The 15,976-nt window shown below is 49.6% G+C and carries 13 protein-coding genes and 1 pseudogene; 9 read left to right on the top strand and 5 right to left on the bottom strand.

The window, feature by feature from the left end; genetic code table 11:
• Positions 1–155 precede the first annotated feature (155 nt).
• From ADS79_RS29580 to ADS79_RS29555, 6 genes and pseudogenes are all read left to right on the top strand, one after another.
• Positions 156–1,778 carry an ABC transporter substrate-binding protein gene (locus ADS79_RS29580; protein WP_049742028.1) on the top strand — a complete coding sequence of 541 codons (1,623 nt, stop codon included), beginning with the start codon at positions 156–158 and terminating at the stop codon, positions 1,776–1,778.
• 24 nt (positions 1,779–1,802) lie between these two features.
• The gene (locus tag ADS79_RS29575) at positions 1,803–2,780 is read left to right on the top strand and encodes an ABC transporter permease (RefSeq protein ID WP_049742027.1); all 978 of its coding nucleotides are present in this window, start codon (positions 1,803–1,805) and stop codon (positions 2,778–2,780) included.
• Positions 2,777–3,592: an ABC transporter permease gene (locus ADS79_RS29570; protein ID WP_049742026.1), complete on the top strand. Its 816-nt coding sequence runs from the start codon at positions 2,777–2,779 to the stop codon at positions 3,590–3,592. The genes ADS79_RS29575 and ADS79_RS29570 overlap by 4 nt, the downstream gene beginning before the upstream one ends.
• Before the next feature lie 38 nt (positions 3,593–3,630).
• Positions 3,631–4,575 (top strand): ABC transporter ATP-binding protein, encoded by a 945-nt coding sequence (locus tag ADS79_RS29565; RefSeq protein WP_049742025.1) that lies wholly within the window; start codon positions 3,631–3,633, stop codon positions 4,573–4,575.
• Positions 4,565–5,179 carry an ABC transporter ATP-binding protein gene (locus ADS79_RS29560; protein ID WP_049742024.1) on the top strand — a complete coding sequence of 205 codons (615 nt, stop codon included), beginning with the start codon at positions 4,565–4,567 and terminating at the stop codon, positions 5,177–5,179. Before ADS79_RS29565 ends, ADS79_RS29560 begins: the two co-directional genes overlap by 11 nt.
• A 149-nt stretch (positions 5,180–5,328) precedes the next feature.
• Positions 5,329–5,472, top strand: a pseudogene (locus tag ADS79_RS29555) (urease subunit gamma); the annotation flags it as partial.
• A gap of 195 nt (positions 5,473–5,667) precedes the next feature.
• Here ADS79_RS29555 and ADS79_RS29550 read toward each other — a convergent pair.
• Positions 5,668–7,314, bottom strand: coding sequence for a peptide ABC transporter substrate-binding protein (locus ADS79_RS29550; protein WP_049742023.1), 1,647 nt, complete (start codon positions 7,312–7,314; stop codon positions 5,668–5,670).
• 376 nt (positions 7,315–7,690) lie between these two features.
• A complete protein-coding gene (locus tag ADS79_RS29540; RefSeq protein WP_049742021.1) occupies positions 7,691–9,130 on the bottom strand; it encodes an MFS transporter in 1,440 nt (479 codons plus the stop codon).
• A gap of 133 nt (positions 9,131–9,263) precedes the next feature.
• Between ADS79_RS29540 and ADS79_RS29535 the strand changes: the two genes are divergently transcribed.
• Complete coding sequence (locus ADS79_RS29535; protein WP_049742020.1) at positions 9,264–10,067, top strand: AraC family transcriptional regulator; 804 nt, start codon at positions 9,264–9,266, stop codon at positions 10,065–10,067.
• A 61-nt stretch (positions 10,068–10,128) separates the two neighbouring features.
• Here ADS79_RS29535 and ADS79_RS29530 read toward each other — a convergent pair whose 3' ends face one another.
• Positions 10,129–10,707, bottom strand: a complete 579-nt coding sequence (locus ADS79_RS29530) for a DoxX family membrane protein (protein WP_049742019.1) — start codon at positions 10,705–10,707, stop codon at positions 10,129–10,131.
• 304 nt (positions 10,708–11,011) lie between these two features.
• Between ADS79_RS29530 and ADS79_RS29525 the strand changes: the two genes are divergently transcribed.
• Positions 11,012–13,078 (top strand): methyl-accepting chemotaxis protein, encoded by a 2,067-nt coding sequence (locus ADS79_RS29525; RefSeq protein WP_049742018.1) that lies wholly within the window; start codon positions 11,012–11,014, stop codon positions 13,076–13,078.
• A 59-nt stretch (positions 13,079–13,137) separates the two neighbouring features.
• Here ADS79_RS29525 and ADS79_RS29520 read toward each other — a convergent pair whose 3' ends face one another.
• Together ADS79_RS29520 and ADS79_RS29515 are read right to left on the bottom strand one after the other, a co-directional pair.
• Positions 13,138–14,025 carry an RNA polymerase sigma-70 factor gene (locus tag ADS79_RS29520; protein WP_049742017.1) on the bottom strand — a complete coding sequence of 296 codons (888 nt, stop codon included), beginning with the start codon at positions 14,023–14,025 and terminating at the stop codon, positions 13,138–13,140.
• Between the two features lie 47 nt (positions 14,026–14,072).
• Complete coding sequence (locus ADS79_RS29515; RefSeq protein ID WP_049742016.1) at positions 14,073–15,248, bottom strand: NAD(P)/FAD-dependent oxidoreductase; 1,176 nt, start codon at positions 15,246–15,248, stop codon at positions 14,073–14,075.
• 155 nt (positions 15,249–15,403) lie between these two features.
• Between ADS79_RS29515 and ADS79_RS29510 the strand changes: the two genes are divergently transcribed.
• Positions 15,404–15,919 (top strand): DUF2199 domain-containing protein, encoded by a 516-nt coding sequence (locus ADS79_RS29510; RefSeq protein WP_049742015.1) that lies wholly within the window; start codon positions 15,404–15,406, stop codon positions 15,917–15,919.
• Positions 15,920–15,976 lie beyond the last annotated feature (57 nt).

Genomic DNA, 15,976 nt, shown 5'->3' with positions numbered 1-15,976 from the left:
TGCAAGCGCTCTTTTGTATGAAAAAGATCGATAAAGAGATATGAGGTGAGAATTTCTTCGCTTGGACAAAAGCAGAAGAAGCTGGCTTATTCGTTATGCGCTGGCGCCATATATGACGCTTCCGTACAATTTTTGTGGATGGGAGATTCGGTACTATGTTTAAAAAGAGCTTGAAACAGCCAATCGTGTGGGCGCTGATCCTTATTATGCTGCTGGTCACTGGCTGTGGAGCTGCGAAAAAAGAACAACTGATGAATGCAAGTGCGGATACAAGCAAAAAGAAGAACGAGTTGATCCTGGCAATCGGTTATGAGCCGGAAGAGGGGCTGGACCCGACGACAGGTTGGGGACGTTACGGTTCTCCGTTGTTTCAGAGCACGATCTTAAAACGCGATAAAGAGTTGAAAATCGTCAATGACCTCGCTACAGGCTACGAGGTAAGCCAGGATGGATTGACCTGGACTGTACACCTTCGCGATGATGTGAAGTTCTCAGATGGTCATCCGCTGACTGCCGAGGATGTTGTTTATACGTATGAAACGGCCGCCAAGAGCGGGTCGGTTCTCGATGTAACAGTGATGAAGAGCGTTGAAGCGCTTGATGATTATACCGTCAAGTTTACGCTGAACCATCCGCAATCAACCTTTGTTAGCATTTTAGTCTCTACAGGTATTGTGCCAAAGCATGCTCATGGCGCAGACTATAGCAAAAATCCGATCGGATCAGGTCCATTCAAGCTCGTACAATGGGATGTTGGTCAGCAGATGATTGTTGAGGCGAATTCAGAGTACTACGGACCGAAATCCGCATTTAAAAAGCTGACCTTTCTCTTCTTGCAGGAGGATGCTGCATACGCCGCTGCAAAAGCAGGGGAGGTCGACATGGCTTTTGTTCTGCCGAATGTAGCGAAGCAGCAAATCCCGGGGATGCATCTGGTCATTGCCAATAGCGTTGACAACCGTGGCATTCTGTTCCCATTCGTAAAAGCGGGTGAGAAAACGAAGGATGGTATTCCTATCGGCAACGATGTCACAGCAGATATCGCCATTCGCAAAGCGATTAATATCGCCATTGATCGAAAAAAGCTGGTTGACGGAATATTCGAAGGGTTTGGTACGCCTGCTTATTCAGTAGCAGACGGTATGCCTTGGTACAATCCAGAAACCGTAGTGCAAGACGGTGATCTAAAGCAAGCGAAGCAAATACTGTCAGATGCGGGATGGGAAGATGTCAATGGAGATGGAATACGGGAAAAGGGCTCGCTGAAGGCTCAATTTACGCTGATCTACCAGGCGGATGATGCTTCACGTCAATCACTTGCCATCGCTGTGTCAGACATGATCCGGCCACTAGGGATCCATGTAAAAGTTGAAGGCAAGAGCTGGGATGATATTGCGAAAATGATGCATTCGAATGCCGTCCTGTTTGGCTGGGGCAGTTATGATCCATTGGAAATGTACAATCTGTACAGCAGCAAGACGGCAGGACTCGGTTGGTATAATACCAGCTTTTATTCGAATCCTGTCGTGGATGAATATATGGAAAAGGCTCTGCAAGCAACGAGCGAGGAAGAAGCACTTGGCTATTGGAAAAAAGCGCAGTGGGATGGAACCACAGGTTTTAGTGCCAAGGGAGATGCGCCTTGGGCTTGGCTCGTAAACCGTCAGCATTTGTATTTGGTGCGCGACGGGCTGGAAATCGGACAACCAAAAATCCAGCCTCACGGACACGGCTGGCCGATTACAGACAATATCGTTGAATGGCATTGGAAGAATTAGCGATCAAATGAAGGAGCCAGGGGCATGATTACGTTTCTAGGTAAAAAGCTGCTTCGTTTTACTACGCTGCTCATCGCCCTATGTGTTCTCTCCTTTTGGCTCGTGAGCTACTCTCCACTCGATCCGATACAAGCGTATGTCGGTGCTGATATGACGAGAGTAAGCCCAGAACAAAGAGAAGCGATTGCGGAGTATTGGGGTCTAGACAAGCCCCCGGTGGAGAGATTTCTTCACTGGGGGTCTGCATTGGTACAAGGAGATATGGGTACGTCGATGTTATTTCGACGACCAGTAGCAGATGTGATCGGGGAACGGTTTATGGCTTCGCTTGCTTTGATGAGTATGGCTTGGCTGTTTTCCGGAATCCTGGGGTTCGTCCTCGGTGCGATCGCGGGTATGAAGCAGGGCACATGGGTGGATCGCTTGATTAAATGGTATTGCTTTACGCTCGCGTCTACGCCGACATTTTGGCTGGGAATGCTGATGGTCATTGTTTTTGCCGTATGGTTAGGCTGGTTTCCAGTCGGACTTGGAGTTCCGGCAGGGGTGCTGGCAGAAAACGTGACGCTTGCAGACCGACTCTATCATCTCGTACTGCCAGCTCTTACGCTGAGCATACTTGGCGTAGCCAATGTGGCATTGCATACTAGACAAAAGCTCATAGATATACTGGCGAGTGACTACGTTTTATTTGCCAGAGCGAGGGGAGAAAAAGGTTTTCTGCTTTTTTGGCGACATGGCCTGCGCAATGTGGCTTTACCTGCTATTACGATTCAATTTGCCTCCTTTAGCGAGCTGATAGGGGGAACGGTTTTAGCCGAGCAGGTTTTCTCGTATCCAGGGTTGGGACAAGCCACAGTGCAGGCAGGTTTGCGCAGTGATTTGCCGCTCTTGCTCGGAATTGTCATTTGCAGCGCCCTCTTTGTATTTGTAGGGAATCTGGTGGCGGATCTGATTTACCGCTTGGTTGACCCGAGGATTCGAAAGGGGGAGTCGGCATGAATCGCAGACAGAAAACGTTGATGACGACTCTATGTGCGGCCTTGTTGCTGATAGCAGTAGTCGCTGGAGCCCTTTTGATTGGCGAGGAACGAATTGCTACCAACTTTGAGATCAGAAATGCACCCCCTTCGCTGGAGCACCCATTTGGAACGGATTGGCTCGGACGGGACATGCTGGCGAGAACATTAAAAGGCTTGACTGTCAGTATCGGGGTGGGCGTCATCGCAGCAACAGCAAGTGCGGTAATTGCTCTCGTACTGGGTATGCTGGCAGCTACGATGGGGAAAATGGTCGACAGCGCAATCACGTGGCTGATTGATTTACTGCTCGGAGTGCCCCATCTTGTCGCTCTCATCCTGATTTCATTTACACTCGGGGGTGGACTAAAAGGGGTCGTAGTCGGAATTGCGCTCACGCATTGGCCTAGCTTGGCACGTGTCATTCGGGCAGAGGTCATGCAGCTGCGCACAGCCGAATACGTTCTCATCTCGCGCAAGCTCGGAAAATCGCAATGGTGGATTGCTAGCCGACATATTTTACCGCATATGCTTCCACAGCTACTGGTGGGGTTTGTCCTGCTTTTTCCGCATGCGATTTTGCATGAAGCCTCGATCAGCTTTCTCGGCTTGGGACTGTCGCCGCATCAGCCTGCTATTGGCATAATTCTTTCTGAATCCATGCGCTACTTGACTTCTGGTATGTGGTGGCTGGCGTTTTTTCCGGGAATTTCTCTGCTCATGATTGTACGGGCATTTGATATTTTAGGAGAAAACCTGCGGAAGCTGACCGACCCGCATAGTGCGCACCAATAAGGGAAAATGCGCGAGCAGCGTGAGAGGAGGAAGGACAATTGTCTACACAATCAGGGGCGACACCACTTCTTGAGGTTCAAGACCTCTGCGTCTCGTTTGTCCAGTATACGAGTGGTCTTCGACAAAGCACCTTGCAGGTCATCAACAATTTGAGTGTCGCGATCTATCCGGGGGAAATCGTTGCTGTCGTCGGATCGAGCGGATCGGGAAAAAGCTTGCTGGCACATGCTGTACTAGGGATTTTACCGGGCAATGCCAAGGTTTCAGGCGCAATCTCTTATGACGGTCAGCCACTCAACTCCAGGCGGCAAGCTGAACTGCGTGGCAAAGAGATCGCGCTCATCCCGCAATCAGTCAATTACCTGGACCCGTTAATGCGTGTGGGCAAGCAGGTTCGCAAGTCTGTCCGCAGTGGGGATGCCATACAAAGGCAGAGGGAAGTTTTCGAGCGATACAATCTCGGACGTGAAGTCGATCAGCTTTATCCCTTTCAGCTCTCCGGGGGTATGGCGAGGCGTGTACTTGTCTCGACTGCTTTGGTCAGCGGGGCAAGACTTGTGATCGCGGACGAGCCAACGCCAGGGCTGGATGCTGCTGCTGTTGCAGAGACGCTTGATTACTTTCGCGATTTGGCAGACCAGGGGTGCGGTGTCATGCTGATTACGCACGATATCGAAACAGCGCTTGAAATCGCGGATCGGATTGCCGTATTTTATGCAGGCTCAACCGTTGAGATTGCACCCGTCCAGGACTTTGCTGGCGAGGGTGAAGCGCTTCGTCATCCATACACGAAAGCACTCTGGCGGGCGCTCCCGCAAAATGGCTTTGAACCGATACCAGGCTTTCAGCCGCTTCCGCATGAGCTGCCTGTCGGTTGTGTATTCCAGCCTCGTTGCAAGCTGGCAACGTCGGATTGTTCCATGCAAAAACCCGATATGCGGGCCGTGCGAGAAGGGATGGTGAGGTGTATTCATGCTACTTGAAGCAAAACAGATCGGGTTTCGTTATGAGCGTGACCGCCCGGTACTGCGCGGGGTGGACATTTCGATTCAATCCGGTGAGATTGTAGGACTGGTTGGCCCAAGCGGATTCGGAAAATCGACGCTCAGCCGGATTCTTGCTGGCTATGAGCAGCCGCATGAAGGGCAGGTGCTTTTGGATGGAGCACCGCTTCCAGCATCCGGTTTTCACCCGGTACAGCTCGTCTTTCAGCATCCAGAAAAGGCGGTAAATCCTCGCTGGAGGATGAGTCGTACGCTTGCAGAAGCTGGTGATCTGGATGCGTCCTTGCTTGAGCGGCTTGGTGTGCAAAAGGAGTGGCTAGAGCGTTTCCCCAATGAGCTTTCAGGTGGCGAGTTGCAACGTTTTTGCGTGGCACGTGCTCTTGGACGGGGGACACGATTTTTACTCGCAGATGAAATGACAGCTATGCTCGATGCGATTACACAAGCGCAAATCTGGCAGGTTGTGCTAGAGGTTGCCCGCAAAGAGAACATGGGTGTGCTTGTGATTAGCCATGAGAAGCACCTGATTCATCGGCTGTGCACAAGAGTTGTTGATTTAACGATAACGCATGAAAAAACATAAACGAGGATGAAAGCGTGTGATAGAGAGGGCTGCGATAGTGGTTTTCTTAATGCCAAACGAAAGCAAGCAAACTCATGGTTTGTCTCTTTGTTGTGCGTATTCATAAAAAATGCTCAAACAATCAACATAGAAAGCTAAGGTGAAATGAGATGAAACTGACGTATCGTGAACAGGAAAAGCTCTTGATGGTCGTCGCAGCAGATTTGGCCAGACGTCGCAAGGAGCGGGGCTTGAAGCTCAATTATCCGGAAGCGGTGGCGTTGATCTCGTATGAAATCATGGAGGGTGCCCGCGCATGCTCGCCTCGTCCACCCAGGAAATCGAGCAGCTGTTTGAACAGTGCACTCGTTTTGTACGCAAGCAGTGGTTTGATCTGGAGCATGTTTCGTTGCGAAAATATTGATCAGAAAAGACTTCAAACAAGCGAAGCGGGCCTCCCCACATGGAAGGGGATGCCCGCTTTTTTTACGCTAACAATGTAAAGCTGCTTATTTCTCGATATACGCGTATTTGAAGTATGATCCGCCCAGTGGGAAAATGACGAAGTCCTTCACCTTATCATTTTTCACGTACGCATTTCCGCGGAAGTGCAGAGGAGCCAGTGGCATTTCTTCCATCAAAATTTTCTCTGCATCAAACATCAGCTGTTTGCGTTTGGCAGGATCGGTTTCATAGTAGCTTTTATTCAAAAGATCGCGATATTCTTTGTTGTCAAAGCGAATTACGTTGTTGCCGCCATCCTTGTCCTTGTACATCTCCAGGAAGTTGATCGGATCGTTAAAGTCAGCTCCCCACAGCCAAATGCCGAAGTCATATTTTCCGCTCTGAACATCTGTATTAAATACTTTCCACTCGGACGTGCGAATATCGATAGTAATCCCTAATGTTTTTTTCCATTCGTCCTGGAGTGCTTGGGCGATTTTTTTGTCGGTTTCGCCAGTGTCATAGTAGTAGGTGACCTTCGGAAACTCTTTTAAACCCAGCTCCGCCATTCCTTCTGCTAAAAGCTGCTTCGCTTTTTCCATGTCTTCCTTGAAGTATCCGTCCGGGTTTAATCCCATGGAGGTAGGAACCCATCCGTATGCGGCAGGCACTCCTGTTTGCAGGATATTGTCGATCAGCAGTTTGCGATCAATGGAATAGGAGAATGCCTGACGAATCTTTTTATTGGTAAACGGCGGTTTCTGTGTATTGAAGATGACAGCCTTGGTTCCCGGGTTATCGGCGACGACCAGCTTGCCTTCATCCTTGATTTGCCCAATCGCATCAGGAGACAAGCCAAAGGAAGGGTAGCCTCCCCAGTCCAGATCACCGTTTTCAAACATAGACAGGGCAGTATTGTTATCTTCAATTACGGCAATCTCGATTTTGTCCAGCTTGACGTTTGCTTTGTCCCAGTACGTTGGGCTTTTGCTAAAGGCCAGCTTGGCTTTATGCTCCCAGCTGTCGATCAGGAAGGGACCGTTCCCAACGATTGACGCAGCTTCTCCAGCCCATTTTGGATTGCCGTCCACTGATTTTTTATGGAGAGGGTAGTAGGTAGTGAAGGATGTCAGCTCGCGGAACCATGGTGTAGGGGAGCGCAAAGTAAAATCGAGCGTGTAGTCATCCGTTGCTTTGACAGCGACATCCTCTGCTTTTCCCGTCCCGTTGAAAAACTCCTCGCCGCCTTTGATGTAAAACAACTGGTACGCGTATCCGGATGCTGTTTTCGGATCGAGATTGCGTTTGATTGCGTATTCAAAATCGTGCGCGGTAACAGGATCGCCGTTGCTCCATTTGGCGTCCTTACGAATTGTAAAATGAAACTGGGTGAAATCAGGAGAATTGGTGAAGCTGTCCGCTACGGCGTTGATCATTTGCCCTTGTCGATCAACAGTGGTAAGCCCTTCGAATACGAGGTTGATCATGTCCATGGAGGAGGCATCTGTGGCAATACCTGGGTCCATCGTCGGTGGCTCACCTGTGACACTCCAATGTAAGACCATCGGTTCTGTCGATGGCGTGTCCGTTGATTTTGTCGGTTGGGGAGTAGTTGTAGCAGGCTGTGCCTTCTCTGATGGTGTCGTCGAACATCCCGTTACAATACTAAAGAGAAGCGCTGTGCTAAACAAACCTAATAGCCATTTTTTCATACTGACCCCCTGTATTTATCTAAAAATTTTAAAAAATGAAAATGTGATTACAGGGTAATGCAGGAAAAAAATGAAGTCATTCAACAATGTGTACAAAGGTATTGGCAAAAAAAGGGCAAAAAAAACGAATAAATTCATACAACTTGTCCCTCAAATAGGGGAGAATTGGGTGAAATTTCTGTATTACAAAGAAAACCCAAGTGAAGCCACTGAAGTGTTTGCTTCACTTGGGTTTTGGTTGCGAGTCGTGACCTCTATTCTGCCTGATATCGGAACCGAGGTCCTTCTTTATTACCGGTGGTGTTTCGATTCCGAACGTCTCGCTTGGCTTCACTCCATATTTTCGTGAAGCTTGTTGCTGCGCAAATGAGGTGTTTCAGTTCGCATGACGGCGCAGCAGCAAGGAGGCCAGGGCCGAAATCCCGCTGATTGCCCCACTGACCAGGAAAGCAGCATGGTATCCGGACAGTTGGGAGACACCTGCTATTCCGTCAGCAGACGTCTGCCCACCTGCTGCTGAGTGAACCACGGTTACGAGAACCGCTATGCCGAGTGCGCCTCCGAGCTGGCGGGCAGTATTTTGCAGTCCTGCTGCGATGCCTGAATCTTTGGATGGAATGCCAGCGAGCACAGCATGAATGGCTGTCATTAGCATCAGTCCCAGCCCTGCGCCAATGAGCAAGCTGGGTAGCAGCACCCAGGTGACGTAATCCGGATGCAACGGCAGCCAATTCAGCCAGACGAATCCTGCTGCGGCCAGAAGACCGCCGAAGAAAGGAAGCCTGTGGAATCCCGCATCCTCGAGACGGCGAGAGACAATAGCGGTGACGGCCAACGTACCTGCCATCGGCAACAGCGCGAGACCTGTTTCAAATGGACTGTAGCCTTCAATGTTTTGCAGAACAAGCGAGAGAAAGTACATATTGGCCGTCAAGGCCGCGCCGAGTCCAAGAACCATAATCATACCGACAGGCACGTTTCGGTGACGGAAGATTTCAAGTCGAATCAGCGGCTGGGTCGCACGGAGCTCTACCCATACGAATACAGTCAAGAGAATCAGCGATAATCCGAGTGTCCAGAGAACGACCGGTGAGTCCCAGCCTTGATCGACCGTCTGCGTGATCCCGTAGATAAAGGCTGCAACGGAAAGAGTAATCGCAGCCGCACCGGGAATATCCAGCTTCTCCCGTTTGGCGTTTTTCGGCTGGCGCTGGAGACTGAGCGCAACGATGATGATAAGTGCAACGCCGATGGGCACATTGACGAACATAACCCAGCGCCAACTGGCGAAGCTGGTTAACATACCGCCGATGATAACGCCGAAAGCGGAAGCGAGCGACGAAGATGCTGCCCACAGCGAGATCGCCCGTTTCTGCTTGGGACCTTTCGGATAAGCGGACACGATGACCGCCAGCGTGGATGTCGCCAGCACCGAGCCTCCGAAGCCCTGAACAGCCCGTGCAGCGATGAGCATGGCACTGTTTGTGGCGAGGCCACCGACAAGGCTCGCACCTGTGAACAGGATCAGTGCGGTTTGCAAAATGACTTTTCGCCCATAGATGTCGCTTGCCCGGGAAGCGAGCAGCATGAAGCCGCCGAGCATTAACAAGTATGCGTCTACAACCCATTGTTGCCCTGTGGCGGAGAGTCCAAGGTCGGCGCTCATCGCCGATAACGCGACGTTTACGATGGAACTGTCCATGACGACCATAAACGCGCAAACACATGCGATAGTTGAGGCAACCCATGCAGGAACGCCAGGTCGGAGCAATGATATCGAGCCGACTGATGCGGCCGCAGGAGATGCAGAATTCATAAGCTTCACCTCTTGTAACGGTTTACGTCTCGATAGACGTTTTTCGATTATTATCATACACTGGAAAGAAAGAGGCATGATAACGCTATTCGGACAAAATATATCGAGAAATGGCCACAGAGGATTGATTGATATGAAAGATGAGGCAATTGACTATAGCGACCAGCTGGACGGTCCTTCTTTGATCGCGTTTTGGGGCACGGAAAATTCCGATCACGATTTCCGGCTTGGAACGCGCGAATACGATTGGCATAGTCACAAGCGTGGACAAATTTTTTGTGTGGAGAGCGGTCTTATTCATGTTCGCACCGCTCGTGGCTCGTGGCTGCTTCCCCCGCATCGTGCTGGCTGGATACCTCCAGACGTACGGCATAAGGTCAGCGTGAGCGGCGCGATGAACGGATGGTGTGTGCTTGTCCTTCCCGAGATAGGTCGTGATTTGCCACCACACCCTTGCGTGATCGGCATTTCTGAGCTTATGTACGCTTTGGTCCGGCGGGCAGCCTCTTGGTACGATCAGGACTTCCTGGAGCCAGAGCAGGAGCGAATCGCCGCCGTATTGCTCGATGAAATCGTGCAAGCACCGTTGGAGCCTTTGCACTTGCCCATGCCTTCCGAGCCCCGTCTTCTGCGCATTGCGAATGAAATCCTGCAGTGTCCCGAGGATAGCCGAACGCTGGATGACTGGGCTGCGTGGGCCGCTCTTTCTCCACGGACCTTGCGGCGGCTGATTCTGGCGGAAACCGGCTTGACGTTTGCCCAGTGGCGTCAACAGGCACGGTTGACGCATGCGCTGGAAATGCTGGCACGAGGGGATTCTGTCGCAATCATCGCCGACGCACTGGGCTATTCTTCGCCGAGCAGTTTCATTGCGATGTTCCGACGCGCATTTGGGGACTCACCAGGCCGTTATTTAGCAACAAGACGGGAGAAATGATCAGCAAACAACGAAGGGAAGTCAGCCTATGCGGCTGCTTCCCTTTTTTACATGCCTATTATTAATCGAGATAAGTTCCTGAATCACGCGATTTGGATCTCGTCCAAGGGGTTCCCAAATAAGACAGGGCCCAACGATCTACTCCGTACCAGCCAGCTACCTTCCACGCCATAACGAGCCAGGTAGCAAAAACAAACAAGAGAGGATTCGTACTGACTGTACCAGCAAAGAGAAAGCTGACGTTCATCAGACCGCCGAAAAACGCAGCGATTCCTGTCAACAGACCTACCACGAGGCCCAGACCGACGAGCAATTCTCCGTAGGCAACCATGAAGCCAAATACCTTGGCATTTGGCAATACGGTGTTTTCGAGGAACCAGGCGTACCAGGACGTTACATCCTTGCCGTCTGCTGCTTTGGCCAAGGCTCCTTTGATAAAGCCTTCGATGGCACTACCGGCATTTTCGCCCGTCCACGCGTCGGAATTGATTTTCTTCCAGCCGGAGGTAATCCAGATGTAACCGACGTAGAGCCTGACGATGAGCCAAATTGTTGCGGATCTGGTGCTTGTGAATAAGAATCGGGAAACAGGATTTTCAGGAATAATGATTTCTTTACTTGCTTGACTTCGCAAATCCATTTTTACTCCTCCTTCATTCTGCAATAAATATCTCCTATAAAGGATAATTGTTCCAAGAAATTCTAACACATGAATAGGTCGTTTGGACCGTCCTTATGCATAAGTTCATCAGGAGTTCATTGACACTATTGGCACATTGTTAATAGGTGTTTTGGAAAATATAGGTGGCTGTAGGTGGCGGGAGAATTATGTGTGTATTTACAATAAATTTACAATATCGTCTATTGTGAATGGCATTGACAGTAAACTCGCTGGTAAATTATGTTGAAGTTTGGCAAAAAATAACGATCCAGTGGAGAAAACAATGACGCAAAAAATGATCTCATTCCGTACGAAGCTAATGATCACGCTCTCCTTGTTTACCATGCTCGTGGCAATGGTCTTGTCCATTATTGACTATGTCCAGCTGAAGGCAAACATCATTTCCGAGAAGTCCATGCAATATCAGTTAGTTGAAGACCATGTCACAAATTCGATCAAGAACGTAGATCTGGTATATGGCGTTTTTGAAAAAGATATGGAAAAGCGGATGCAGCAGTCATTAGCTACGCTCGCCAAAATATATGAAACAAATCCGGAGATTCAATCGTGGGACTACACGGCCCTACAAAAGCAATTTGGGATGGATATTTTCGTTATCGATCGGTCTATCAAGGTCGTTCATTCCAGTGTTCAGACAGATATTGGTCTTGATTTCAGCAATGCGGGAGAATTTACTGATCTGTTAAAAAAGCGCATTGATGGCACGGGATTTTCTGCTGATGGAATGGAAGTATCGGTGAACACGGGTCAGATCAAAAAGTTTGCATATTTGCCAACACATGACCACAAATATTTGCTGGAAGTAAGCACTAATTTACAGGATAGCGAGCTCTTCCAAGCATTCAATTTTCTCGAGGTATCCGAGGAAATCTCGAAAAAATACAGCATCGTCAAAGATATCACCATCTATTCGCATGACGGCTACGCACTCGGAAAGCAGGGCGACGATGGCAAAGCATTGCGTGTCCCTGAGCATCTGCTGTCGACTTTAACAGAAGCGTTTCAAACCCAGCAGATGAAAAAGGCGGATGACAAGGTCGACGGTCAAAATCAAACGTATCGATTTATCCCGTACAAGCTGGACGAGCAGTCCAATGACCTCAGTCGCTCACGTGTGATTGAAATTCAGTACAACAATACCGAGCTGGAGCAAATGCTTGCAGATAGCCTAGCGTCTGCCCTCATAAGGATGGTCATCGCGGTTGCTTTGGCGGTTGCTTTGTCATACGTCCTCAGTCGCTGGATTACCGGGCCGATTGACAAGATGCGCAGTGTGATTGGAAAAACGGCTAATTTTGATTTAAGTGAACAAATTCAGAGCAATTCTTCCTCCAACACAGATGAAATCGGCTTGATGGAAAGATCGATCCTGCTTATGCGTGAGCAATTAAACGAGGTGGTTCACAAGCTCGTATCTGTCTCTCATGCAGTAGCAGACAATGCCCAGCAAGTGAAGCAATCCACAGAAGAGGTCAGCGAGCAATCCAGAGGCACAGCGGAAGCAACGACCGTGCTGCTTTCGCACATGCAGGAGACGATGGCTGCAACGGAGGAAATGAATGCTACCTTAAACGATATTCAAGCTGTCATTCATTCCATCTCGTTAAACACAGTCGAGGCAGCGACTACTTCACAGGATATCAGCTTGCGAGCAGATCAGCTGAAAGCAAGCTCTGTTCAGGCACAACAGACCTCCACGCAAATTTATACAGAGGTTAAGCAGAAAACGGAGACGGCGATTACACAAACGACGGAGTCCATGGAACAAATCAATCAGCTTGTCGATGCAATCCTGCATATTTCTCAGCAAACGAATCTGCTGGCCTTGAATGCGGCCATCGAGGCGGCACGTGCAGGGGAGAGCGGAAAAGGCTTCTCTGTCGTTGCAGATGAGATTCGCAAGCTGGCTACACAGTCGGCAGAGGTGGTTACAGATATTCAACGGATTATCGAAGGTACGCGAGAAGCAGTCAATCATTTGGCTGTCAGCTCATCTAGCGTGCTAGAGTATATCGATAGCCAAGTTCGACCTGATTACGTGAAACTGATTGACACCTCTGAGCAATACAATCAAGATGCCCGTTACTTCAATACACTTCTGTCTGAATTCAGCGCATCCTTTGAAGAGCTGAACGCAACGATCAGCAGTGTGATCATGGTTGTCGAGCAGGTGACCGATTCGATGAACCAAAGCGGACACAGTGTAGAGGCGATCACGGAGCAAGCACGGATCATTGCGGACAATAACAGCCATATGGCTGCGATTTCAGAGAACAATGTCGGCTATACCGAGACATTGGAGGGTATCGTGAAGCGGTTTAAGCTATAAGACGATAACCAGTATGCAAAAGGGAGACCAAACAGCAAGCGGCTGTCGGTCTCCCTTTTCTATTCATGCTTACGGTGCTCATAAAGAGCCTGTAATTTATCCGGGTTTCTGATGAAAAAGAGGCGAGAAATCGCATTTTCCTCAACATGCAAGAGCACAACCGTATTGATTTGCTCTCCCAGACGAAGGAGAAGCCCGATTTGATTGTTCAAAGGCAAAGGCTCCACTTGAAGTCCGAGTGGCAGAACCGTCTTGCGCATGATACCAAGCAGAAAGTGGGCGATGCGTTCCGCAGAAACAATTGGGTGGATCGCCGCCGATACTTTGCCGCCGCCATCAGAGAGAAGGACGGCGTCTTTGGCGAGCATGCCGAGCAGTGTATCCATTTTTCCATGCTCTAGTGCGTCAATAAAACGGCTTATCCATTGCTCCTCGATTGATTTTTCCGGCGCGAAAAGGGCGTGCTCCTCCGTAGCAGTGATCCCGACTTTGTTCTTGGCGCGGCTGCTGATTTTGCGACAGTTCGCTTCACTTTTTCCTATCAGGTGGGCGATTTCATGATAGTCAAAGCCAAGTGCCTCCCGAAGAACAAACACGGCTCGTTCCGTTTCCGATAACTGCTCGAGCAGCACGAGCATGGCATAGGAGAGCAGATCTTTTTGTACCACGGATTCAGCCGAATCATGAACAGGTGTATGGATTGGCTCAGGCAGCCACGGTCCTGTGTACAGCTCCCGCTTTTTACGTGCCGACTTTAAAAGATCCAGACAGCGATTGGTTGTCATCTTGCATAAATAAGCTTTGGGGTCTGCCATTTGCTCTAGCTGGATCTGGTGTGCTTTCACAAATACATCCTGCACAATATCCTCTGCGTCCGTGGCTGAGCCAATCATCTGATAGGCGAGAGAGAAGAGCAGCCCCTTATATTTCTGGTATAGCCATTCCATCCCTGATTCACTTCCTTTTATCAGCGTAAATCAGACTTGATCTTTTTTCAGTGTAGCATGCTGGCTATATTCCAGGTGTACTGACGTATTTTCCAGCCGAGCTTTCCTGTCAAAATGATATCCAGTCCCCATTTTCGCGTCCAGACTATTCCTTTCTCCGGTCCAAGGCCAATGCAGAAGAATTCCATAAAGCTTTTGTGCGTTGGAGAGGAGGTTCCGTCCAGATCAGCTGCGAGCACACTTCCGAGCCTGGCTGCCTGTGCAGTACCTTCCTTGCATGTCATCCGATCTGCCTGACCGCTGACTGGATCGATGATTCGCGCGCAATCTCCGATGCTGTATACACCAGGTGCACCACTCACCCGATACGATGCATCTACGATGACCTGCCCTTGTGCTGAAATCGGTATGCCGATGGTACGAAGAAGGGGATTCGCGATCAGCCCGAGCGACCAGATGCACAATCCGGTGGAGAATGTATGACCGCTGGACAGTGTTACGATTCCGTCGCGCTCCGCTACTACTTTTTGTCGATGCAGGATCGTTACACCATCGGCTGTTAAGGTCTGCTCCAGCTTTCGCCCGAGCTTGGCCGATCCTTCCGGGAACAGGCGATTGTGGGTGTTGATCAGGTAGACTTTGGTCTCAGCAGGAGGGATACCGAGTCGTGCCGCTTCCTCGTGCATAGCGTAAGCCAGCTCAGCAGCGGTTTCGATGCCGCTTATCCCCGCACCAGCTATTGTTACGGTGAGCAAACGCTGCCGCTCCTCAGGGATCGTTTCTCGAACAGCTTTTTGCATATTAGCGAGCCATGTCTCACGGATGGCCTCGGCTGCTTCTACGCTTGATAGAGCAATTCCTCCTTGCTCCGGCTCTGCTTGACGAATCACGCTGCCTATCGCCAGTACGAGAATGTCATAATGAATTGCTTGCGTGCTGCCTTGTTGGTCTTGGTAGAACAAGGTCTTTTCGTTTTTCTCGATCTTGGTTGCCGTGCCCTGGACGAATTCGACCTCATCAGGAAAAATACTTTTCAAGGGGAGCTCAATTGCGGCTTCTTTACTTACGGCAGGCTTAAACAGCAAAACTTTACGCAGATGATGGGGCTCTTTATCCAGTAAAATAAGGCGAATGCTCCGCCCGGACAATTTATCTCGAATCGCTTTGACAGCATGAATGCCAGCATAGCCTCCACCAACGACGACACAAGTGATTTCTTTCATGCCAATCAGCTCCTCGCTGTAGTTTTCCATATAACGAGGGATGGGGGGAGTTTGTGACAACAAGGATAGCAGTATTGGTTCGTTGTGAAAATAGTTACAATTTGATAAAATTGGAAAATAGTTATGGCAATGAATTCACGAAGTGGGGATCTAACATGACCTATCAAACAGAGTATACATGTGCCTGCTGTGGCAATGTGCATCATGAGCTTCCGCTAAGCTACGGAAGTCCAGCTCCTGCTCTGTGGTTTTCTTTACCACCCGAGGAAAGAGACGAGCGCTGCTTGATGAATGACGAGCTGTGCGTAATCGACGACGAGCATTTTTTTGTCCGCGGGTGTATTGAAATTCCCGTGCTAGAGAGCGATGAGACATTTATTTGGAATGTGTGGGTGTCGCTAAGCAAGGAAAATTTTAAGCGAACCTTTTTATACTGGGAAGAGGAAGGAAGAGAAAACGAATTGGAGCCGATGTTTGGCTGGCTGTCCACGTCGCTGTCATGCTATCCGGGAACGACCCTGCATCTGAAAACTCACGTTCATACCAGACCTGTCGGCGTTCGACCATTGATTGAGCTGGAACAGACAGACCATCCGCTTTCTATCGAGCAAAGAAATGGGATAACAAGAGCGCGGGTGATTGAGATTGCGGAAGCGCTGTGCCAGGGGTAAAGAAATATCGTCCAAAGAAGTAGCGGAGCACTCGGACTTGATGAATAAAGTCTTCGT

Source organism: Brevibacillus reuszeri, from assembly GCF_001187725.1.
In the GTDB taxonomy this organism is placed as follows: domain Bacteria; phylum Bacillota; class Bacilli; order Brevibacillales; family Brevibacillaceae; genus Brevibacillus; species Brevibacillus reuszeri.
This window is presented reverse-complemented; position numbering and strand designations above follow the sequence as displayed.